This window comes from Desulfitibacter sp. BRH_c19, from assembly GCA_001515945.1.
In the GTDB taxonomy this organism is placed as follows: Bacteria; Bacillota; DSM-16504; order Desulfitibacterales; family Desulfitibacteraceae; genus Desulfitibacter.
The window spans coordinates 139,691-163,811 of record LOER01000016.1; the positions used below are offsets into that span (position 1 = coordinate 139,691).

At 34.4% G+C, this 24,121-nt stretch carries 20 protein-coding genes; all 20 read right to left on the minus strand.

Translation table 11 applies throughout. The features are described from left to right. Positions 1-59: 59 nt before the first annotated feature. Positions 60-3,740, minus strand: a complete 3,681-nt coding sequence (locus tag APF76_04415) for a hypothetical protein (GenBank protein KUO52284.1) — start codon at positions 3,738-3,740, stop codon at positions 60-62. A gap of 15 nt (positions 3,741-3,755) precedes the next feature. Continuing rightward, on the minus strand, positions 3,756-4,406 hold the full coding sequence (locus APF76_04420; protein ID KUO52285.1) for a glycosyl transferase family 2: 651 nt from the start codon (positions 4,404-4,406) through the stop codon (positions 3,756-3,758). Positions 4,407-4,425: 19 nt separating this feature from the next. Further along, the gene (locus APF76_04425) at positions 4,426-6,150 is read right to left on the minus strand and encodes a proline--tRNA ligase (GenBank protein KUO52286.1); all 1,725 of its coding nucleotides are present in this window, start codon (positions 6,148-6,150) and stop codon (positions 4,426-4,428) included. Next, positions 6,137-7,213: a 4-hydroxy-3-methylbut-2-en-1-yl diphosphate synthase gene (locus tag APF76_04430; GenBank protein ID KUO52287.1), complete on the minus strand. Its 1,077-nt coding sequence runs from the start codon at positions 7,211-7,213 to the stop codon at positions 6,137-6,139. Before APF76_04430 ends, APF76_04425 begins: the two co-directional genes overlap by 14 nt. Positions 7,214-7,226: 13 nt before the next feature. After that, the gene (locus APF76_04435; GenBank protein KUO52288.1) at positions 7,227-8,240 is read right to left on the minus strand and encodes a hypothetical protein; all 1,014 of its coding nucleotides are present in this window, start codon (positions 8,238-8,240) and stop codon (positions 7,227-7,229) included. Further along, entirely contained in the window at positions 8,237-9,409 is a 1,173-nt protein-coding gene (locus APF76_04440) for a 1-deoxy-D-xylulose 5-phosphate reductoisomerase (GenBank protein ID KUO52289.1), read from the minus strand. Before APF76_04440 ends, APF76_04435 begins: the two co-directional genes overlap by 4 nt. A gap of 14 nt (positions 9,410-9,423) precedes the next feature. Continuing rightward, the gene (locus APF76_04445; protein ID KUO52290.1) at positions 9,424-10,527 is read right to left on the minus strand and encodes a hypothetical protein; all 1,104 of its coding nucleotides are present in this window, start codon (positions 10,525-10,527) and stop codon (positions 9,424-9,426) included. Positions 10,528-10,544: 17 nt separating this feature from the next. Then, complete coding sequence (locus tag APF76_04450) at positions 10,545-11,330, minus strand: hypothetical protein (GenBank protein KUO52291.1); 786 nt, start codon at positions 11,328-11,330, stop codon at positions 10,545-10,547. A 12-nt stretch (positions 11,331-11,342) separates the two neighbouring features. After that, positions 11,343-12,110 (minus strand): UDP pyrophosphate synthase, encoded by a 768-nt coding sequence (locus APF76_04455; protein KUO52545.1) that lies wholly within the window; start codon positions 12,108-12,110, stop codon positions 11,343-11,345. Between the two features lie 326 nt (positions 12,111-12,436). Further along, positions 12,437-12,994: a ribosome recycling factor gene (locus APF76_04460; GenBank protein KUO52292.1), complete on the minus strand. Its 558-nt coding sequence runs from the start codon at positions 12,992-12,994 to the stop codon at positions 12,437-12,439. A gap of 4 nt (positions 12,995-12,998) precedes the next feature. Then, positions 12,999-13,715 (minus strand): UMP kinase, encoded by a 717-nt coding sequence (gene pyrH, locus APF76_04465; GenBank protein KUO52293.1) that lies wholly within the window; start codon positions 13,713-13,715, stop codon positions 12,999-13,001. Positions 13,716-13,808: 93 nt separating this feature from the next. Then, positions 13,809-14,456: an elongation factor Ts gene (locus tag APF76_04470; GenBank protein KUO52294.1), complete on the minus strand. Its 648-nt coding sequence runs from the start codon at positions 14,454-14,456 to the stop codon at positions 13,809-13,811. A 67-nt stretch (positions 14,457-14,523) separates the two neighbouring features. Further along, positions 14,524-15,243: a 30S ribosomal protein S2 gene (locus APF76_04475; GenBank protein ID KUO52295.1), complete on the minus strand. Its 720-nt coding sequence runs from the start codon at positions 15,241-15,243 to the stop codon at positions 14,524-14,526. 262 nt (positions 15,244-15,505) lie between these two features. Continuing rightward, a complete protein-coding gene (locus tag APF76_04480) occupies positions 15,506-16,291 on the minus strand; it encodes a GTP-sensing transcriptional pleiotropic repressor CodY (GenBank protein KUO52296.1) in 786 nt (261 codons plus the stop codon). Positions 16,292-16,335: 44 nt separating this feature from the next. Continuing rightward, the gene (locus APF76_04485; GenBank protein ID KUO52297.1) at positions 16,336-17,742 is read right to left on the minus strand and encodes a Clp protease; all 1,407 of its coding nucleotides are present in this window, start codon (positions 17,740-17,742) and stop codon (positions 16,336-16,338) included. Positions 17,743-17,758: 16 nt separating this feature from the next. After that, positions 17,759-18,289, minus strand: coding sequence for an ATP-dependent protease subunit HslV (locus APF76_04490; GenBank protein ID KUO52298.1), 531 nt, complete (start codon positions 18,287-18,289; stop codon positions 17,759-17,761). 57 nt (positions 18,290-18,346) lie between these two features. Continuing rightward, a complete protein-coding gene (locus APF76_04495; GenBank protein ID KUO52299.1) occupies positions 18,347-19,240 on the minus strand; it encodes a hypothetical protein in 894 nt (297 codons plus the stop codon). A 151-nt stretch (positions 19,241-19,391) separates the two neighbouring features. After that, entirely contained in the window at positions 19,392-20,702 is a 1,311-nt protein-coding gene (gene gid, locus APF76_04500) for a tRNA (uracil-5-)-methyltransferase (GenBank protein KUO52300.1), read from the minus strand. Beyond that, entirely contained in the window at positions 20,702-22,819 is a 2,118-nt protein-coding gene (locus APF76_04505) for a DNA topoisomerase I (GenBank protein ID KUO52301.1), read from the minus strand. Before APF76_04505 ends, gid begins: the two co-directional genes overlap by 1 nt. A gap of 37 nt (positions 22,820-22,856) precedes the next feature. After that, the gene (locus APF76_04510; protein KUO52302.1) at positions 22,857-23,957 is read right to left on the minus strand and encodes a hypothetical protein; all 1,101 of its coding nucleotides are present in this window, start codon (positions 23,955-23,957) and stop codon (positions 22,857-22,859) included. Positions 23,958-24,121 lie beyond the last annotated feature (164 nt).

Below are 24,121 nucleotides of genomic sequence, written 5' to 3' on the forward strand. Positions count from 1 at the left end.
TTTCTGTAATATTAATCATTCCATAATGGAGTATAACATATACACTTACGCTTATCAAGCTAAAACAGAGTTAGTTGGTTTTTTTCTGGTAATTCTTTTAAAATACCATTGTCTTTTAAAACTTGAACAACAGTTTTAGTCAATTTTGCTTTTTTCTGCAAATCTTCAATTGATCTTATTTCACCACTTGCCCTGACTTCCACTATTTTTTTTGCAGCAATATCTCCAAGACCTTGTAACGAAATAAAGGGGCATAACAGTTCGCCATTAGCTATCTTAAACTTAAAGGAATCTGATTCCCATAGATTTATCATTTTCAACTTAATTCCTCGCAAATACATCTCTAATGCCACTTCTAAAACATTGTATAATCCTTTTTCTTTTGCAGTTGCTTCATTTCCTAATCCTTCAATTTCCTGCATTCTAGATAATACATTTTCTTCCCCCTGACATATTATTTCTGCATCAAAATCGTCTCCTCTTACAGAAAAAAAGGCAGCATAGAAAGCCTCGGGATGTATTACTTTGAAAAAAGCGATTTTGAAAGCCATTGTCACATAAGCAACAGCATGGGCTTTTGGAAACATATATTTTATTTTTTCACAAGAATCTATATACCAATCAGGCACTTCCCATGTTTTCATTAATTTAATATATTCCTTTTTTAATCCTTTACCTTTACGAACATCCTCCATTATTTTAAAAGAATCAAGGGGTGGCAAGCCTTTTTCAATTAAATAAACCATAATATCATCTCTACAGGCAATAGTTTCATTTAATGTGGCAATCCTAGTTTTAATAAGGTTCTGAGCATTGTTTAACCAGACATCTGTACCATGTGAGAGACCACTTATGCGAACTAGTTCTGCAAAAGTGCTTGGTTTAGTATCTTCTAGCATTCCTCTCACAAATTTAGTCCCAAACTCTGGTATACCAATAGTCCCAATTGATGATTTTAATAATTTTTCATCTCTTAGTTTTAAAGAGCCCACTCCAGAGAAAATCCCCATAGTCTCTTGATGGTTTAATGGTATTTTTTTTGCATCAATCCCTGTGAAATCCTCAAGCATCTTGATTACAGTAGGATCATCATGGCCTAATATATCCAATTTCACAAGACAATCATGAATTGAATGATAGTCAAAATGAGTGGTTATGGTGTTAGATTTTGTATCATCTGCAGGTCTCTGAATAGGCGTAAAAGCATAGATATCTTTATCGTGGGGCACTATCATTAAACCTCCTGGATGCTGTCCAGTAGTTCTTTTAACGCCGGTACAGTTCTTAATTAATCTATCCCTTTCAGCTAATCTACATTTCGCATTACTTTCTTCTAGATAATTTTTTACAAAGCCAAAAGCCGTTTTTTCTGCAACAGTACCTATTGTTCCTGCTCTAAATACCTTATCTGATCCAAAAAGCTCTTCTGTATATTTATGGGCTAATGTTTGATATTCTCCTGAGAAATTCAAATCAATATCAGGGACTTTATCTCCTTTGAAACCCATGAATACTTCAAATGGAATTTGATGACCATCAGCATTTAGCTTGGTACTACACTCAGGACAAAGCTTTTCAACTAAATCTGCACCACATCCTACAGAACCATCTGTTATAAACTCGCTATATTTACAGTTTTCACAAAGATAATGTGGTGGTAGCGGATTCACCTCAGTAATCCCAGTAAAAGTAGCCACAAGTGATGAACCTACTGAACCCCTTGAGCCCACCAAGAAGCCATCCTCATTTGATTTTTTTACTAACTTATGGGAAATAAGATATAAGACTGCGTAACCATTTGAGATTATTGAATCTAATTCTCTATTTATGCGTTGTGTAATAATCTCTGGCAAAGGGTCTCCATATATTTTTTTTGCAGTACTCCATGTCATATTACTAATCTCATCTTCTGCTCCATCAATTTTAGGTGGAAAGAAGCCGCTAGGTATTGGTGCTAATTCTTCAATCATATCTGCAACAATATGAGGATTGTCAATCACAACTGCCTCTCTATCATCTAGGTCAAGATAGGCAAACTCATCAAGCATTTGTTGTGTAGTTCTATAATATAAGGGTGCCTGAGAATCATCTTTATAACCTTGCCCCATCATCAGGATTTTTCTAAAAATTTCATCATAATCGTTTAAGAAATGCACATCACCAGTAGCAACAACTGGCTTACTCATATCTTTTCCTAGTCGTACAATCGTCTCATTCATAATCTGTAAATCTTGGTCAGACTTTAATACTCCATTTTCAATTAAAAAATTATTGTTTGCATTTGGTTGTATCTCTAAAAAATCATAAGAGGATGCTACCTCTTTTAACTTTTCATATTCTTCTCCATTAATATAACTTTGTATTAGCTCCCCTGCTTCACATGCTGTTCCTAAAACTAATCCTTCCTTATACTCTTGTAAGATGTTTTGAGGAATGAGTGGTTTACGATAATAATATTCTAAATGGGATAAAGAGACCAACCTATAAAGATTTTCTAAGCCAATCTTATTTTTTGCAAAAATTATAATATGATATCTGGTGGATTTTTTTAAATCTTTATCATCTTTTATCAAATATCCTTCGACACCATAAATGATTTTTACTCCATACTTTCTACCTGCTGCAAAAGCATTGGGGAATCCCTGTACTACTCCATGATCGGTAATTGCAACTGCTTTATGCCCCCACTTAGCTGCCCTCTCCACACAAGCATCTATATCACATAAGCCATCCATTGAACTAAATTTAGTATGTATATGTAACTCTATCCTTTTCTTTTGAGCATTATCATTGATTCCGGGTAATGAACATTTCTCAATTGCTTTAGCAATGATAATTTGCTCACCCGAATATCTATCATATTGTACATCACCAACCACCCTTACACTTAAACCATTGGTTAATGGGTGATTTAGCATCATATTATCCTTTTCAAAAATTTTTACTGTTATTGAGTCAGTCATATCAGTAATATTAAAAGAAATCATATTATTGCCATTTTTTAATTTTATAGTTTCTACATTGAAGATTTCACCTGAGGTTGCTACTTTTTTTTGTTGATCATTTCCTAATTGAGATATGCCAATCATGCTACATTTTTTTTGAGGTTTTCCATATATAGTAGCAGTACTATTATTAGTATCGTTTAACGCAGGAAGTGAATTAGCGCTTTTTTGATTAGCCATCTGTACTTTTCGAACATATTGTTCTAACAGGTTATCCTCTTTCGGTAATATAGCATCATTTCTTTGTTTTATCTCAACATCTATAGTTACTTTGAAATTGGTTCTCATATAATGATTTATTAATTTTTCATACCCACCTTTGCATAAAATTTCAACTCCCATCTTACTAGGGAGTTGAAATTGCAAAACTGAATCCATAAATGCTAAGTCGGCATTCATAAGCCATATTTTTATATCTGGAAGAAGCCAATATAAGTTTTCCTTTATTAAATTGACTTCTTCATTCCCTATTTGGTCAAGATTAACCATAGATAAATCATAATAAGGAATCAGGGTAACCTTCTTCAAAGATTCACTACAATCCATTAACGCTTTACTAAACATTTGTAGATGCCTATATCTAAAAAGCTTAATAAATTCAATGTGAATAGTCCAACAGTTTTCTTTGCTACTAACCTCTACTGAACTAACCTTACACATTTTTAAAAACTCATCAATAAGTTCTCTATTACTAACTTTAGTTGTGTCTATATCACAAAGATGTAAACCAGACATTTCATTCCTCCGTAATCAATCCTTTGTCCCTGTCTTTATGTTGCTAGAAACATATTTTGCAATTTCCCAGTACATTTTCATTCTAGCTACAAATCCCTTTACTAATCCTAACTTTTCCTCTTTCATCACATGAGTCATATCCTTTAATATTACTTCCTTCACAGGGAAATGATTGTCTTTTGCATATTTCGTTAAGGCCACTTCCACTCCGAATCTAGTTGCATCTAAATTAGATACTTTAGAAAACAATTCCTTTTGAACAACTCTTTGTCCTGATAAAAAGGGGGCCAAAAATTGAGCTAGATCAGTAGCTATTCTACCGTGTTCAAAAATTCCTACTGTCATCATATAGCCATCCTCAATAACTGGTTGTATAAGATTACTAATATGTTCAACCTTTAAGCCTATAAGATCGGCATCTAAAAATAAGAGTATTGGGTGTGTAGCTGCCTTTGCACCAACCATCATAGCTCCGCCCTTGCCAAGATTCTCTCTTAGTTTTATAACCTCAATTCCATAGGACTTTGCTATTTCTGCAGTCCCATCCGAAGAACCATCATCCACTACTATAATTTCATCTAGTAAGTTAATGCCAACTAGAACTTTTAATACATTACCTATGTTGGTTTCTTCATTGTAGGCTGGTATTACAGCGGTAACTTTCATTTTGTGCCCCCCTGTAGTTTTACGCTAAAGAATACTTTATTTCAGTTTGAACAATATTATCAATAAATTCTACAACATTTTCAACCTTTAAGGTTTTCTCTTCTTTATTCTTACGAACTATGACATCCACGGTACCTTCAATGATAGTCTTTTTGCCAACTATTATCTGTAAAGGATAACCAATTAGGTCAGCATCCTTAAATTTCACCCCTGCTCTTTCATCTCTATCATCTATAATGACTTGCAACCCTTGTTTTTTTAGTGCTTGATAGATGTTTTCTGCAGTCTGCATTTGCGCGTTATCCTTACTTGAAATAGGAACAACTACAACCTGGAAAGGGGCAATTGTCATTGGCCATATAATTCCATGGTCATCATGATTTTGTTCTATGGTCGCAGCCATAGTCCTTCCCACACCTATTCCATAGCATCCCATCACTATATGGTTATTATTTCCTTTCTCATCTGCATAAATGGCATTTAAAGATTCACTATATTTTGTCCCTAGTTGGAAAACCTGGCCAACTTCTATCCCTCTAGCAGCTTTTAAGTCCCCTCCACCACATGCACACTTTTCTCCTTCTTCTATTAATCTTAGATCTGCTTCAATATCAATCCTAAAATCTCTAACAGGATTTACGTTAATTAAATGGTAGTCATGTTCATTTGCTCCAACTACTATATTGCTTAAATGCTTTATCTCAAGATCTGCTAGAATTTTAATTTTTTGAGACAAACCAACTGGGCCTATGTATCCCATAGGATACCCTAATTCTTGTTTAATTAATTTTTCATCAGCTATATCTAAGGATACACAATTTAGTAAATTTTTAACTTTTATTTCATTGACAGATCTATCTCCCCTTACAAGTACACATACAAGTTCTTCATCGGCCTTATATAACATTGTTTTTATAGTTTTTGTTTTGGGTACTTCTAAATACTCGGCCAATTTGTCCATGGTTTTTGCACCTGGAGTGTGTATCTTTTGTAACTCTTTATACTCTTCCTTTGGTAATACTTCAGGATAAGCTTCAGCTTTCTCGACATTTGCTGCATATTCACAATCAGAGCAATATACTATCTCGGCCTCACCGTTTTTTGCCAATACCATAAATTCATGGGATGTTTTTCCTCCAATTGCACCCGAGTCTGCTTCAACAGATCTAAATTCTAAGCCACATCTACTAAATATCTTTACGTAAGCATCGTACATTTTTTTATAGCTTATGTTCATTCCTTCTACATCTTTGTCAAAAGAATACAGGTCTTTCATTATAAATTCCCTGCCACGCATCAAGCCAAATCTAGGCCGACGTTCATCTCTATATTTATTTTGAATTTGATACAAAAGCAATGGTAATTGCTTATAAGAGCTAACTTCCTTTCTTACAATATCAGTAAGTACTTCCTCATGGGTTGGACCTAGGCAAAAATCACGCTGATGCCTGTCTTTTAATCTGAATAACTCATCACCATATACATCCCACCTACCAGTTTCCATCCATAATTCGGCTGGATGGATGCTAGGTAACCCTACTTCTAAGCCTCCCGCATTATTCATTTCATCTCTAATGATATCCATAATTTTTTGCATAACACGCCAACCCATAGGAAGGTAACTGTAAATTCCTGACGCTACCTTTTTAATAAAACCAGCCCTTAATAAGAGCTTATGGGAAATAATTTCTGCTTCAGCTGGTACTTCTCTTAAAGTATTTACAAGCATATTAGAAACTTTCATCATTATCACCTTCTCTTAACATTCTTATAATCTCTTCTTCTAAAAGATCCACAAGTTCATCTTGTGGAACATTTGCAATTATTTTACCATCTCTAAAAATCAGTCCATTTTTATTTCCACCTGCGATTCCCACATCACAATGTTTTGCTTCTCCAGGGCCATTTACTGGGCATCCCATAACAGCAACCTTAATCGGCTTGTCTACCCAGGCTAGTCTCTTTTCCACTTCTTCAGCCATGCTTATAAGATTAACCTGGCATCTTCCACAGGTTGGACAAGATATTAATTCCAGACCCTTATTTCTTAATCCTAATGAATTTAAGATTTGATATCCTACAAACACCTCCGTTTCAGGAGGTCCTGTCAAAGATACTCTAACCGTATCTCCTATACCCTCAGATAGTAAAACCCCTAAACCAACTGCAGATTTTACTGTTCCCCTTAATATGGTTCCAGCTTCTGTAACACCTAGATGAAGTGGATAATTAACTTTTTCTGCCAATAGCCGGTAACCCTCAATCATTAATCTTACATCTGAGGATTTAATGGATATTTTAATTAAATCATAGTCAAGATTTTCTAATATAGCAACATGTCTAAGAGCACTATCCACTAATGCTGATGCAGTGGGCTTGCCATATTTTGCTAATAAGTCTTTTTCTAATGAACCTGAATTAACACCAATTCTAATGGGAATACTTCTTTCCTTGGCTTTAAAAACAACCTTTTTAATATATTCATAATTACCTATGTTACCTGGATTTAAACGTAATCCATCAATTCCAGCATCAATTGACTGGAGAGCTAGTCTGTAATCAAAATGAATATCTGCAATCAAAGGAATTTGTATATTGGACTTAATTTCCTTCAGGGCATTAGCCGCTTCAGTATTGATTACAGCCACTCGAACTAATTCACATCCAGCATCTGCTAAACTATTAATCTGTCTTATAGTTGTATTTATATCGCGGGTGTCAGTATTGGTCATTGACTGAACCACTATAGAGTTATCTCCACCTACAGGAACATTTCCAATATTAATTACTTTACTTTTTCTTCTCAATTTTTGGACCCTCTCAGTTAAAGATTCTAATTATATCCTGATATGTTATTAATATCATTAAAAGGATTAACAACGTAAAACCAATTAAGTGCACAAAGTTTTCTCTTTCTGGGCTAATAGGTTTTCCCCTAACACCCTCTATTGCAAGGAATACCAGTCTGCTACCATCTAAGGCTGGTATTGGAAGCAGGTTTATCAACCCCAAGTTTAAACTTAAAAGAGCAGCAAAGTTAAAAACTGTCCCAATTCCATACTGTGCAACCTCACCTATCATTTGAACTATCCCGACAGGTCCAGCCACTTCAGCTGGAGCTTGGCCTGTAATTATTTGTACTAAGCTACTAACAATTAATACTAAGATTGAAACGGCACGTTCCGCACCTAATTTTAAACCAGACCAGACATCATAAGTCATTAAGCTATCTCTAATTCCAATTAGACCTAGACCCGTTTCTGGATCCTTTTGAGGTGTAATAGTAACTTCACTTAGTTCGTTATCACGATTAATAGTAATTGTTAAGGGTCTTTCGGGATTATTTTGGATTATTTGAGTCAGTTCTACCCAATCATTAACAGGCTCTCCATCTATTGCAGTCAACTGATCTCCCTCTTGTAAGCCTGCCTGTTCTGCAGGAAAGCCTGCAATAGTATCTCCTATAATATTTGAATTAGCTGGAACACCTATAAAGGAAAAAACTAGAACAAACAATACTATTGCCAATAAAAAATTCATCAATGATCCAGCACTAATAACCATCATTCTTTGCAATACAGTTTTTTTATTAAAACCTTTTTCATCATTCTCTTGTTCTGACTCCATACCAGACATTTTATTATATCCGCCTATTGGTAACAAACGTAAAGAGTAATCAGTTTCTCCATGTTTAATACCCAGCAGTTTTGGACCCATACCTATAGCAAACTCTTCAACTCTAATACCAGTAGCTTTTGCAAGTATAAAATGTCCCAACTCATGTACAAGAATTAGTATTCCAAATATGATTATAGTTAGTACTACAGTATTCATGAATTAATCAACCCCTTGGTATAGACATTTTCTGTTTCTATTCTCGTGCTCTTATCAACTGCAAGGATGTCTTCTAGAGATGGGTTAACAATTTGCCCACTTTTTTGCAAAGATTTTTCAACTAACATAGGAATATGTAAAAATTTTATTTTTCCTTTTAAAAACATTTCCACCGCCACTTCATTGGCCGCATTTAAAACTGTTGGTTTAATGCCACCTTCTTTTCCTGCATTATATGCTAATTGTAGGGATGGGAACTTTTGTAAATCTGGTTTCTCAAAAGTTAAAGTAGCTACTTCTGTAAAATCAAGCTGTTTTAATTGGTTTTCCCATCTTTCTGGATATGTTAAAGCATATTGAATTGGGATACGCATATCAGGAAATCCAAGGTGAGCTAATATTGAACCATCCATGTACCTTACCATAGAATGGATTATGCTTTGGGGATGAATAACAACTTCTATCCTATTATAATCCATTCTAAAAAGCCAATGAGCTTCAATTACCTCTAGACCTTTATTCATCAGCGTAGCAGAGTCTATAGATATTTTGTTTCCCATAGACCAATTTGGGTGTTTTAAAGCTTCTCTAGGAGTAACACTCTCAAGCATCTTTAAAGAATACTTTCTAAATGGACCTCCTGAAGCAGTTAAAACTATTGACTCAATTGAGCTAACTTGCTCTGGTACAAGACACTGGAAAATGGCAGAGTGTTCACTATCAACAGGTAGTATTTTAATACCCTTTTGTTTCACTTCCTTCATAACTAAAGAACCAGCTGTCACCAAAGTTTCTTTATTAGCCAAGGCAACATCTTTTCCATTTTTAATGGCTGCTAATGTGGGAATTAAACCGGCAGCTCCACTAATAGCTGCAACTACAATATCTGCATCATCTACAACTGCAGCTTCAACAACTCCATCTAGCCCAGATATTATCTTTGTGTGTCCTGAACCATACTTATGTTGTAATCTCTTTGCAGATTCTTCATTACAAATTGAAACAATCTTAGGCTTATATTTAGCTATTTGCTCTTCCAATAATTCTATTTTGTTTCCACTTGCAGCAATTGATACAATCTTAAATTTATCTGGAAACATATCAACTACCTGTAAAGTTTGTATCCCTATGGATCCCGTACTACCTAACAATGAAATGTTTTTTTGCATAAATCCTCCAGCAATTAGTAGTTGCGATTAAATACGCCTGATTTCCAACTAGCTTTAATAACCACCCAGATAATAGGACCCAATATTAGACCCAAAACCCCCATCAGCCTCAAACCAATAAATAGAGCCATTAATGCTTCTAATGGATGTAAGCCGATACTATCTCCTACAATCTTAGGTTGAATAACCTGTCTTACGACACTAACAATAGTATATATAATTAGAAGTATAACTGCAAAGCTATAATTGCCATTTATTATTTCCACAAAAATCCAAGGAACAAATACTGCACCTGGCCCGAATACTGGTAGGATATCAGCAATACCAACTAAAACTGCTACTAACAAAGAGTAAGTAGCCCCTACAATCTGCAGACCTAAAAAAGTAACGCTTGCTGTAATAAACATCAATATAACCTGTGCTCTTATATAACCAGTTACTGCACTACCCGATTCTGAACCAACAGCTACAATTCTTTTATAAATTGATGGTGGCAGATGGTTATTGAAAGATTTAAGAATAATGTTTTTATCTCTACTAATAAAAAATACAGCTATGACTGCAAAAACAAAAACTAGTATTCCCATAGGTAATAGAGCTGCCATATCAATTAAGAAATTGAGTAAAAGTAGACTAATATCTCTAACAGAAGCCAAGATAGTAGAAATGCTCTCCTCAAGTAAATCCATTAACTGAGGGGGTACATCAATAGCAGTATAAATATTTTGTAAGTTGTCAATGCTCTCAAGAACTGACTCGTTAATACTACTAGCAAATTTTGGATATTCATTAGAAAACTTTACTAGTTCAATCACCAGCATAGAAATAAGCCAAGTAAATAATCCAATAATACCTGCAAAGAATAGTGCAATAACTAGCAAAATTATTAGTGTTCTAGATACTTTTAAATTGTTTTCAAAGAAGCTTACAATTGGTTCTAAAAGACCTACAAAAACTAAAGCAATAATAAATGGTAATATTAATGGTATGGTTCGATGCACTATATTCCACGCTGCAGGAAAAAGATAGTAGTAAAATAGAAAAATTGCTAAAAGTATTAAAACTACTGTAGCGGCTTTTAATAAATTCTTTAATTCTTTTTCCAGCAAGCCTTTCATTTAAAAAGTCACCTCAGTTAAAAGATTTTTGAAATAATCACAAAATAGTAGGTGACAGGTACTGTAAACAGTATACTGTCAAACCTATCAAGGATACCCCCATGCCCTGGTAAAATATTTCCAGAATCTTTTATATTTGCACTTCGCTTTAATAGTGATTCAAACAAATCACCTATCTGACCAATAATGGATACCAATAGACCAAGGATTATTGCGTTAAAGATTCCTAGTGGGATTAATGTAAAATGTAGAATAATTGCAACTAATATCGTAATAACAACACCACCAATGGCGCCTTCCTGGGTCTTATTAGGACTAATACTTGGAGCTAATTTTCTGTTACCAAATAGTCGTCCGCTGAAATATGCACCCGTGTCTACCATCCACGTTAAAAGAAATACCATAAATATTAGCAAAAACCCATTGGGTAAATCTCTTAATAATAAGATATATTTTAGAAAACTAAGATATATTACTCCTAGGAGACTTACTGCTATTGTATCTAAACTTATTTCACTTTTAATGAGCAAATGAATTATTAAGAACATAAAAACTATAAAAAAAACGATTAAAGCTTTTTCTCCTTTATATATGTATGACTCTGCCAGTAATAAAAACCCACCAATGTACATGGATAACTTCAATGGGGAAAATCCTGCATTTTCAATTAAATTAATAAATTCTCGTAATCCCAAAAAGAATACTACTGCAACAGCCAATAAAAGAGGAATAGAACCTAAATAACTCAAGGCTATTAACATAGGAATTCCAAGCAAAGCAGTAATTAATCTATGTTTAAGCACCAAATCTCCTCCTTACTTGTTTATTCCCCCAAATCTTCTATCTCTATTTTGAAAATCAACAATGGCCTCTACTAAATGTTTTTTTCTGAAATCTGGCCATAACACTCCAGATACATATATTTCAGTATAGGCAGTTTGCCAAAGATAGAAATTAGATAGTCTCATTTCACCAGAAGGCCTTATAAGCAAATCAGGATCCGGTTGTCCTTCTGTAAATAAATTCCTTGAAAAAAAATCCTCTGTAATGTCTTCTGGATCTAGATTGCCCTCAGAAACTTTAACAGCAATTTTTTTGGCAGTTTCTACTATTTCTAGTCTACCTCCGTAATTCAAAGCAATATTAAGAATCAGCTTTTGATTATCTTTAGTTAATGAATATGCTTTTGAAATCTCTTTTTGTGCAGAAACTGGTAGCTTATCCAGACTGCCGATGCAATTAATCCTTACACCATTTTTATGTAAATTACCCATTTCCGTAGCCAAATGTCTTGTTAAAAGATCCATTAGAATGCTTACTTCTTCCTTAGGCCTTTTCCAATTCTCAGTTGAGAAAGCAAAAACGCTAAGTATTTTCACATTTAAGTTTATGCAAGCTTTGACTATCTCCTTTAAAGCTTCTACTCCAGCTTTATGCCCAGCATATCTTGGCAAACCTCTCTTTTGTGCCCAACGCCCGTTTCCATCCATAATTATTGCCACATGTTGGGGAATTTTATCCCTATTAAAGGTAACTAATGGCTGTTCAGGAACCTTTTGCTTATTATTTTTTGTAAATTTCAAAAAAACCATTTTCTGTTACTCCTAACCTCTATAATGAATAGAATAATAAACCCCCTCTTCAAAGGGGGTTGTCTGTATACCGCCAATTGATTGAAGTAGGATCTTAATTCAAAAAAACAACTCATTGCCTTTTGCTTCATACCCAATTACCAAATATACAGAGTCTAAATCATTATTCTGCCTTAATATCCTTGCCTTATTTAGATCTATGTCATAGCCTGATTTCGTGTGTATAACATTAACTTCTATATCTGCTTCCTTGAATACTTCGAGTGCCACAGATAGCTTATAACCTAATAGATTGGGAATAATGTATTCTTTAATGATTATACCTCCATTATTTCCATTTCTTTATTTTCTAGTATTTGATTAATCTTTTCAACATATTTATCAGTAAGTTCCTGAATTTTATCTACACCTTTTCGCGCATCATCTTCACTTATCTCGCCTTCTTTTTCAAACATTTTTACCTGATCGTTAGCATCTCTTCTAGCATTTCGTATCTCTACCCGGAAGTCCTCTGACTTTCTCTTAACCATTTTCACGAGATCTTTTCGTCTCTCTTCAGTTAATTGAGGAATAGATATCCTAATAATCGAACCATCATTATTTGGATTTAATCCCAAATCTGATTTAAGAATTGCCTTTTCAATATTGCCTATCACACTCTTATCCCATGGTGTAACCATTAATAGCCTTGGTTCTGGTACTGAAATATTTGCCATTTGATTAATCGGGGTTGGCACACCATAATAATCAACCCTGACCTTATCTAAGATTGCTGGGTTAGCCCTTCCAGCTCGGATAGATGCAAAATCCTTTTTTAAGACTTCAATAGATTTACCCATTCTTTGTTCAGCTTCACCATAAATCTCTTTTAACATTTTCTTACCTCCCTACATATGTTCCAATTTTTTCTCCCAAAACTGCTTTTAAAATATTACCATGCTGGTCTATATTAAATACAATTATAGGTATTTTATTATCCATACAAAGAGAAGTAGCAGTAGAATCCATTACACCAAGTCCCATGTTTAACACATCAATATAGTTTAGATCAATAAATTTCTTTGCACTAGGATTTATCATAGGGTCGGAATCATATACACCATCTACTTTTTTGGCCATTAGAATAACCTCTGCTTCAATTTCTGCTGCCCTTAACGCTGCTGTAGTATCAGTAGAAAAATATGGATTACCAGTACCCCCTGCGAAAATCACAGTTCTACCCTTTTCAAGATGTCTAATGGCTCTTCGTCTAATATACGGTTCCGCAACCTGTCTCATCTCAATAGCTGTTTGCACCCTTGTGTCTACCTCAACTGCTTCTAGAGCATCTTGAAGGGCCAATGCATTAATAACAGTTGCCAACATTCCCATATAGTCAGCTGTGGCTCTATCCATTCCTTTTGAACTCCCTGAGACACCTCGCCAAATGTTTCCTCCACCTACTACAATAGCTGTCTCTACTCCTAATCTTGCTACATCCTTCACTTGCATAGCTATTAAATTTAAAGTCTTCTGATCAATACCATAATCATTATCTCCTGCTAACGCTTCACCACTAACTTTTAATATTATCCTTTTAAATTTAGGCTCATGCAATGGCTAATCCCTCCATCAAATAAATAATTTCTACGTATACGTCCAAAAACCTTTTAAGTATTCAAAAAAAAGAGAACACAAAAGGTGTTCTCTTTAATTTTGAGTCATAGATTGAACTTCTGATGCAAAGTCAGCCTTTTGTTTTTCTATGCCTTCACCAAGCTCAAAGCGACTAAACCTTCTTACAGAAATGTTTTCCCCAATTTTTGCAATTTTTTCTTTAATCAAATCTTTAACTGTTATATCAGTATCCTTAATAAAAGGTTGCTCAATTAAGCAAATTTCCTTCAAGTGTTTTTCAAGTCTACCAATTACCATTTTTTCAACAACTTTTTCTGGTTTGCCCTCATTTAGTGCTTGTGCTTTTAAGATGGCCTTTTCTTTTTCTAGGTCTTCCTGGGGCATCTCATCCGGTGTTACATATATAGGATTTGAAGCTGCTATTTGCATTGCTATATCGTGACACAGTTCTTTAAATTCATCAGTCTTAGCAACAAAATCAGTTTCACAATTAATTTCAACTAAAACACCTATTCTGCCATTTCCATGTATGTAAGAGGCAACCATTCCTTCTGAAGCAACTCTACCTGATTTTTTGGCAGCATCAGCTAGTCCTTTCTCACGTAAATAATCAACTGCTTTTTCTAGATTTCCATCACATTTTTGGAGTGCCTTTTTACAGTCCATCATACCAGCACCAGTTTTTTCTCTAAGTTCTTTAACCATTGAAGCGGTGATCATTATCTACACCCCCTGTTTTTTACTTATTTTATTAAGGGGATTGAATAAATCAATCCCCAATGATAATCTATTCATTAATTACTTCTAACTCCTCTTCACCTATAGCAGCCTGATTTCCGTCAATAACTGCATCAGCCATTTTTGCTGTTAAAAGTCTAACAGCCCTAATAGCGTCATCGTTACCTGGAATAATAACATCAATTTCATCAGGATCACAATTTGTATCGACAATTGCAACAATAGGTATCTTCAGCCTTCTAGCTTCAGCAATGGCAATTCTTTCTTTTCTAGGATCCACAACAAATAGAGCTCCTGGTAATTCAGTCATTTCCTTAATGCCACCAAGAAATCTTTGAAGTTTATCCCTCTCATGCATTAATTGAGCTACTTCTTTTTTTGGCAAAAGATTAAATGTACCATCCATTTCCATCTTTTCAAGTTCATACAAACGGTCAACTCTTTTTCTGATGGTTCCAAAGTTAGTTAACATACCACCAAGCCAACGCTCATTAATATAAAACATGCCGGAACGTTCGGCTTCTTCTTTTACTGATTCTTGAGCTTGTTTTTTGGTTCCTACAAATAATATCTTCTTCCCGTCAGCAACTACATCACGGATAAAGTTATATGCATCATCAACCATTCTTACAGTTTTTTGTAAGTCAATAATGTATATCCCATTTCTTTCAGTAAAAATGAAACGAGCCATTTTGGGATTCCATCTTCTTGTTTGATGGCCGAAATGCACACCTGCTTCTAGCAATTGTTTCATTGAGATAACACTCATACATACACCTCCTCTCAGGTTATATCCTCCGCATATTATCATCATTCGACAAAGACTAAATAAATAGCCACCCGTGGCGAATTCCAATAGCGTGTGTATTTTTCACCTAAAAAAGTATATCACAGACTTAAATTATTAACAATGATTCATACAGTAAATTTTAACAAAATTTTAACCCAGATGGTTTGTTTTTATACTAAAAATCACAAAACTATAAGAAAAGTATTATACAGATGGTTTTAACCCATCTGTATAGTTCAAATTAGTTTCTTATTTTTGCTAATTCATCCAGTAAATTTTCATTTAGGACTCTAATATAGGTTCCTTTCATACCAAGCGATTTTGATTCAATAACACCTGCACTTTCAAATTTCCTTAATGCATTTACAATCACTGATCTTGTTATGCCTGCTCTGTCTGCAATTTTACTAGCAACTAAAACTCCTTCATCACCATCTAATTCGGCAAAAATATGCTCTACTGCCTCTAGTTCTGAATAAGAAAGGGTACCTAGCGCAATATGAACAGATGCCCTTTTTCGAGCCTCATCTTCAATCCTCTCAGCTTTTGACCTCAGCACTTCCATGCCAACCACAGTTGCACCATATTCTGCTAGTATTAAGTCTTCACTTGTAAACTCATTGTTAAACTTAGCAAGTACTAGGGTGCCTAAACGCTGACCTCCCCCAATAATAGGTACAATTGTGGATAATTTACTATTAAACAAACACACTTGACCTGCGCTATTAAAAACACATGAATTTTCATTTTGGCTAAAGTTACCTTTAGTTTCATTAATTCTCAAAAGTTCATCATTGTATGTTTCTGGGAATCTTTCAGACCGATATACTATGTTTTCCATGATTTCACATGCAAAGCCTTCAATAAAAGCATGTCCAAGGATTTTGCCATGTCTACTAACTATATAACAGTTGGCATCAATCTCCTGGCATAAAACTTGAGCAATCTCGTCAAAATCTACAGGGTTACCTGCTGTTTTTTGTAATAATCTATTGATGTTTCTTGTTTTCTCTAATAACGATTTCATGTTTTTCCTCCTTGTTTCTGAGCAATTGAGTAGTATATTATCTATTAAAGTATATAGCGACTCAAATCCTGATCTTGTACTATATTATTTAATTTATCTTCAACATTTTTTTTGTCTATAGTAATAGTCTTTTGTTCGATTTCGGGGGCATCAAAAAATAGATCCTCTAAAAGTTTTTCTAATATGGTATGCAACCGGCGTGCACCTATATTTTCTGTCTGTGAATTAACTGTATAGGCGATCTCTGCTATTGTAGTTATAGCTTCTTCTAGAAAAACAATTTTTATTCCTTCTGTTTCTAATAATGCTGTATATTGTTTGATAAGGGAATTTTTGGGTTCAGTAAGGATTTCCTTAAAGTCATCCTTTGACAAACTTTGCAACTCAACTCTAATTGGGAATCTTCCCTGCAATTCTGGAATTAGATCCGAAGGTTTACTTGTATGGAACGCTCCTGCAGCAATAAATAATACGTGATCGGTTTTTACCGGCCCATGCTTTGTCATCACAGTAGAACCTTCAACTATAGGAAGGATGTCTCTTTGTACACCACCCCTAGAAACATCTGGCCCATGTCCACTTTCCTGTACTGCAATTTTATCAATTTCATCTAAGAAAACTATGCCTTCTTGTTCTGCAATATTAATAGCAGCACCTATAACTTCATCCATATCAATTAGTTTATCTGCTTCTTGTTGAAGCAATATTTTTTTTGCTTCTTTAATTGGCAGTCTCTTCTTCTTATTTTTTTTGGGTAAAATACCTCCTAACATGTCTTGAAAATTAATTCCCATTTCTTCCATGCCAGAACCAGAAAATATTTCTAAAGTAGGTGATGCATTATCTTGAACTTCAATTTCAACCAATTCATCTTCTAATTCCAGGCGTTTAAGCTTATTTCTGATTATTTCTCTCTGTTCTTTTATTCTATCAGTTTTTGTCTTTAGATCCTGTTCTAAAACCTCTGCATCGGAAGAAGAAGAATCAGTTCCAAACAACAATTCTAGCGGGTTTTTATTATTTTTAGTTTTTTTCGGTAAAGGCATTAGGATGTCTAGAATTCTATCCTCAACTGCTTTTCCTGCTTGTTGTTCTACTGTATCCCTTTTTGAGGTTTTAATCATTCTAATAGAGGTTTCTACTAAATCTCTAACTATGGATTCTACGTCTCTTCCAACATAGCCTACTTCGGTAAACTTTGTAGCTTCAATTTTTATGAAGGGTGCATTAACCAATTTAGCAAGTCTCCGAGCTATTTCAGTTTTTCCAACACCCGTTGGTCCAATCATTATTATATTCTTCGGGAAAATCTCCTCTTGGAGCTCTTGCTCTACCTGTTTACGTCTATATCTATTTCTTAATGCAATTGCTACAGCTTTTTTTGCATCCTTTTGACCAACTATATATTTATCTAAATGAATAACTATTTCTCTAGGAGTTAAATAATTCAATCCTATACCTCCTTATCTACATGACTTCAATTGTTATATTGTTATTTGTGAAAACACAAATTGATGAAGCAATCTTCAATGATTCATTAACTATCTCCTCAGGGGATAAATTTGTGTGATTTGCTAAAGCTTTAGCCGCTGCTAAAGCGTAGGGTCCTCCAGAACCTATGGCTGCTATATTATCATCTGGTTCAATTATTTCGCCATTTCCCGAAATTATAATAAGTTGTTCATAATTTCCTACCACAAGCAATGCTTCCAGTTTTTGCAATATTCTATCTGAACGCCACTCTTTTGCTAATTCTACTGCAGCTCTTTGAATATTCCCATGGTATTGCTCTAACTTTTTTTCAAATTTATCAAACAAAGTAAATGCATCTGCAACAGATCCAGCGAATCCTGCTAATACTTTGCCATTAAACAATCTCCTAACCTTTTTTGCTTTATGCTTCATGACAGTTTTATCTCCAAAGGTAACTTGCCCATCACCACCAACTGCCAGTTTGTTTCCCACTTTTACGGCTACTATAGTTGTCGCATGAAACATCGCAGTCACACCTTTCATTGCCTCTTGTATCTTGCCTCTTGAATAGGAATACCCAACCTATGCTCGAGGGTGAGCCTTATCATAAACCTGCTTAACCCGACTTTTAGTAAAATGTGTATAAATCTGTGTAGTTGATAATTCCACATGACCAAGTAGTTCTTGAACTGAACGTAAATCGGCTCCATTATCTAGCATATGTGTTGCAAAACTGTGTCTGAAGGTATGGGGACTAGCATCTTTGTTTATTGCAGCTATTTTAATGTATTTTTTCACAATGTTCCTAATGCTTCGATCAGTTAGCCTATCTCCCCTGTTGTTTAAAAAGAGAGCCTTAGTTTCATGTGCTGAGTTAAGTAGTTTTACTCTACTATTATTTATATAAAGCTTTAAATAATAAACAGCCATATCAGATAGCAACGCAATTCTTTCTTTATTTCTCTTACCTAATACCTTTATAAATTTCTGTGACCAATATATATCATCAAAACTTAGAGCTACTAATTCACTAACTCTTATGCCTGAGGAATACAAAACCTCCATAATTGCTCTATCTCTTACTCCACAGTTCTTCTGCATATCTGGCGATTCCAATACAGCTACAACTTCTTCCCCATATAGAAAACTCGGAAGTTTTTTTTCTGTTTTGGGAAGAGATAACCTTAATACTGGAGAACGTTCAAGAATACCCTTATTTACAAGATGGGTAAAAAAGCAACGTAGTGCAGACATCTTCCTAGAAATAGAGTTTCTACTTAGTCTCTTAGAATATAAAAATGCCAGATACTTTCTAACAATCAAGAGGTTAATATCCTCTAAAGTAATATTAACACTATTACAATAGATTAAGAAATCTTTTACATCATGACTATAGGCCTCAACTGTTTTTTCTGATAAATTTTTTTCTATAAATAGATGGTTATTAAACACAACAAGATATCCATCTACATTCATGAAAACCACCTACAGTACTAATTGTAAATTCTATATTCGAGTTGTTGGGTTAATCTTAAGCAACAAGAATCCTAATTCTAATGTTAACATATGATTGTGTGTTATGACAAGACAAAAAAAAATATATTTTTGTAATATTCAAAATATAAAGTTATAGTTCTTCTATAATTTTAGCTAGATCTTTCATTGCTCTGCTGGCCAATATCGTCTTTTTTAGTTTCTTATCCTTAATAGTCTTACCTAATGGGCTGAATAATCCAAAGTTAATATTCATAGGTTGAAATTTCCCAGAATTAGACCTAGTAATATAATTACTTAGTGCACCTATTGCAGTTGTACTTGGGAAAATAACAGGTTCTTTCCCATTAATTAAATTATAACAATTAATACCTGCAACTAAACCACTAGCTGTACTTTCAACATACCCTTCTACACCGGTAATTTGACCTGCAAAAAATATATCTCTTTGGGAAATTAATTGGTAAGATGGTTTTAATAACTCGGGACTATTTAAAAAAGTATTCTTATGAATAACACCATAACGCACTATCTCTGCTTTTTCTAGACCTGGTATCATCCTTACTAGCTTCTCCTGATCTTTCCACTTTAAACTAGTTTGAAAACCCACAAGATTAAATAAGGATCCTTCTAGATTATCTATGCGAAGTTGAACAACTGCGTAGGGTTGAGTATTATTGTTAGGATTATTGAGACCAACTGGTTTTAAGGGCCCAAAGAGTAAAGTTTTGTAACCTCGTTTCCCCATTACTTCTATTGGCATGCATCCTTCAAAATACACTTCTTTCTCAAATTCTTTTGGTTTATTAACATCTGCTGTTATTAAAAAATCATAAAAGGATCTATATTCATCTTCTGTCATTGGACAATTAAGGTATGCTGGTTCTCCTTTTTCATATCTTGATGCCCAGTACACTTTTTCCATATCAATACTTTCTTTTGTAACAATCGGAGCAGCAGCATCAAAAAAATGCAAATATTTTGCACCTGTGTTTTCTATAATAGAGTTAGCTAAGCTATCACTTGTCAATGGACCTGAAGCAATAATCAACGGTCTATGCTTAGGTATTTCTTTAACTTCTTCTGTATAAACCTCAATATTCTGATGACTATAAATGGTCTCTGTGACCAAACTCGCAAATTTACTTCTATCTACAGCTAATGCCCCACCTGCTGGAACACGAGTTTTATCTGCACATTTAATTATAATAGAATTTAACAAGCGCATTTCTTCTTTTAAAACTCCGACGGCATTATCAAGAGAATCAGCTCTTAACGAATTACTGCATACTAATTCAGCTAATAAATCTGTTTTATGAGCTGGAGTCATTATTTTTGGTCTCATTTCTTTTAATATCACCTTTACTCCGCGCTCTGCTAACTGCCATGCAGCTTCTGACCCTGCTAATCCTCCACCAACAATCATTACAGTATTAGTGAACATCAGCTTTTATCACCCTTCATTTCCTCTGTCTCTATAATATCCTCAAAATCGCATTCCTTTGAAGTGCAAACAATTTTTTTCTCTCTCTTGGTATTTTTCTCTACTAATATCCCTTTGCACTTTGAACAAGCTACTCCTGTTGGCTTATCCCAAGAAACAAAGTCGCATTCAGGATACCCAGTACAACCATAAAATATTCTTCCTTTTTTGCTTTTACGAATTATTATATCCCCATCTTGGCACTGAGGACACTTTACTCCTATACTCTCTACAATTGGTTTGGTATTTCTACACTCAGGAAACCCAGGGCAAGCAAGAAATTTACCATATTTGCCCATTTTTATTACCATGTTTCTGCCACATTTCTCGCAAACTTCATCAGAAACTTCGTCTTCTATCTCAATTTTACCTATCTCATTTTCTGCCCTTTCAAGTAATTTTTCGAATGGACTAAAAAATTCACCGATAACTTCTTTCCAGGTGGTACTTCCCGCTTCTATTTTATCTAATTCTTCTTCCATTTTAGCAGTAAATTCCACATTAATAATAGAAGAAAAGTATTCATCTAGCAATTCTGTAACTAAATATCCTAATTCAGTTGGCTGAATGTTTTTTTGAATTCTCTGTACATAACCCCTTGCAAGAATAGTTTCAATAATGGGGGCATATGTACTCGGTCTACCTATACCCAATTCCTCCAATGTTTTTACTAGAGAAGCCTCTGTAAACTTAGGAGGTGGTTGAGTGAAGTGTTGCTTAGAGAATATTTCTAATGCTAACAACCTATCACCTTCATTTAGCTCTGGCAAAATCCCGGATTCCTGCTCTTGTTCAGCATTATCATTACCTTCAATATAGAGTTTCATAAATCCATGAAATTTTATTGCTGAACCATTGGCTCTAAACATATACTTACCTGTAATTATATCTAAAGTTACTGTATCAAAAACAGCTGATGCCATTTGACTTGCAACAAGCCTTTCCCAAATCAATTTGTATAATCTAAATTGATCCTTGGATAAACTAGGCTTAATTTCATCTGGCACCTTGTAAATCGATGCAGGTCTTATGGCCTCGTGGGCGTCTTGTGATTGTTTTTTAACTGAATACTCACGTGTTTTTTGTGGGTAATATTCCTTGCCATAATTATCTAAAATGTAATCTTTGGCTTCAGCCTGAGCAACTTCCGAGATTCGTGTTGAGTCAGTTCTTATGTAAGTAATTAAACCCATCAAACCCTGTTTTTTACCCAGGTCAATCCCTTCGTATAGTTGCTGAGCAATTCTCATGGTTTTCTTTGCTGTGAAGTTAAGTTTCCTAAATGCTTCCTGCTGAAGGCTGCTGGTAACAAATGGAGGTGCAGGATTCCTACGTCTTTCCTTTTTCGTTACCTTTGAAACATGGACTTCCTTATCCTTAACTAAATCCACTATAGTGGTTGCTTCATCCTCTGTCTTTATATCTGCTTTTATTCCATCCACTTTATATAGCTTAGCTTCAAAATTCTTATCTTTTTTGTTTAACCCAAATTTCCCTGTAATAGTCCAGTATTCTTCAGGTATAAATCCATCTATTTCATCTTCTCTATCACATATAATTTTTACTGCTATTGACTGAACACGCCCAGCACTCAGACCTTTTCTAATTTTTTTCCATAGTAGTGGACTTAATTTATAACCTACAAGTCTATCTAAAATTCTCCTAGCTTGCTGTGCATCTACTACATTCATATCTATTGGCCTGGGCTTTTTAACAGCATCCGCTATTGCTCCCTTGGTTATTTCATTGAACTCTATCCTGCAAGGTTCATCAGCATTAATATTTAATGCCTGCTGTAAATGCCAAGCAATAGCCTCTCCTTCCCGATCCGGATCCGCAGCCAGTAACACCTTTTTGGATTTTTTTGCACTTTCTTTTAGGTCCTTGAGAATACTTCCTTTACCTCGTATAGTTATGTATTTAGGTTCATAATTATTTTCAGGCTCAACACCTAGTTGGCTTTTAGGTAAATCTCTAATATGTCCCATTGATGATTTAACTATATACTTTCGTCCTAGGAATCTACTAAGGGTTTTAGCTTTAGCAGGAGACTCCACTATTACTAATATTTCAGCCATTTTTTCACCCCGCTCATTCTATAATGCAAATTTTTTGTTATTGAAAGGAACTCTTTACTATTCTTTTACCAAAAATATGACTAATTAAACCCTTTAACTCTAATAAAGTTAATAAACTATTTAATTCATCTGCTTTTAATCCAGTTTTTTCACATAAAACATCTATTTCAGTAGGTTCATTATCAAGAGAATTTAATACCAACTCTTCTTGCTGTGTTAAGCATAAGTTATTATTTACACGTTTTAATGAAGGACTTTTTTCTATATTCCAATTTTCAATATATTCTTCTAGAATAGAATCAACATCAGTAATTATTTTTGCGCCCTGTTTTATTAGATTGTTAGTTCCTTTGCTATTTTTACTCGTTATATTTCCTGGAACTGCAAAAACATCTCTTCCTTGTTCAAGTGCAAAATCAACAGTTATCAAAGAACCACTTTTAGCTGCTGCCTCTATGACAATTACGCCTTGTGAAAGACCGCTAATGATTCTATTTCTTGCTGGAAAATTACCAGCTTCAGGACTTACCCCAGGATGATATTCACTTATAACCAAGCCCGTTTGAACTATTCTATTATACATCCCCACATTTTCAGGTGGATAAATAACATCTAATCCAGACCCTAGAACAGCAGTTGTATACCCACCCGCTGATAAAGCTCCTAAGTGAGCATGTGAATCAATTCCCCTGGCCATTCCACTAACGACGTTGATTCCCTTTTCTGCAAGTTTTATAGAAAGATACTTTGCAACCTCTTTCCCATAATGGCTACATTTTCTCGAACCAACTATAGCAATGTTCAATTTGTGTTTTTTTAGCTCCCCTCTGTAAAAAAGGACGGGTGGAGGATCATGTATTTGTTTTAAGAGTGATGGATAATCAAAGTCCTCTATTGTAATATAATTTATCCCTTTTGATAAAACAAATTCATGATATTTTAGAATATCCATTTCTCCTCGAACTTTTACAAATTCTTCAGAAATATTATTATATCCCCCTAAAGCCATGCTCCATTCACTAGCATCTGCCTCCCAAGCTTTTTTCGCATCACCAAAATATGAGAGTAACAACTCAAACCTAGTAGGACCAATACCCTTAATTTTTGATATTGCTAAATAGTAACTTTTTTTCTCCATATTAAACCTCTTTAAAAATATTAAAAACAACACCAAACAATACAGTATTAATCTTGCAACCGTCTCTGTCTGGGTTGTCCTTAAACTAATAGTATTATCTTCATAGCGAATACTATTATAACTTATATTAATTGTCAAGGAAAATTTTGTCATATAAGGTGAGT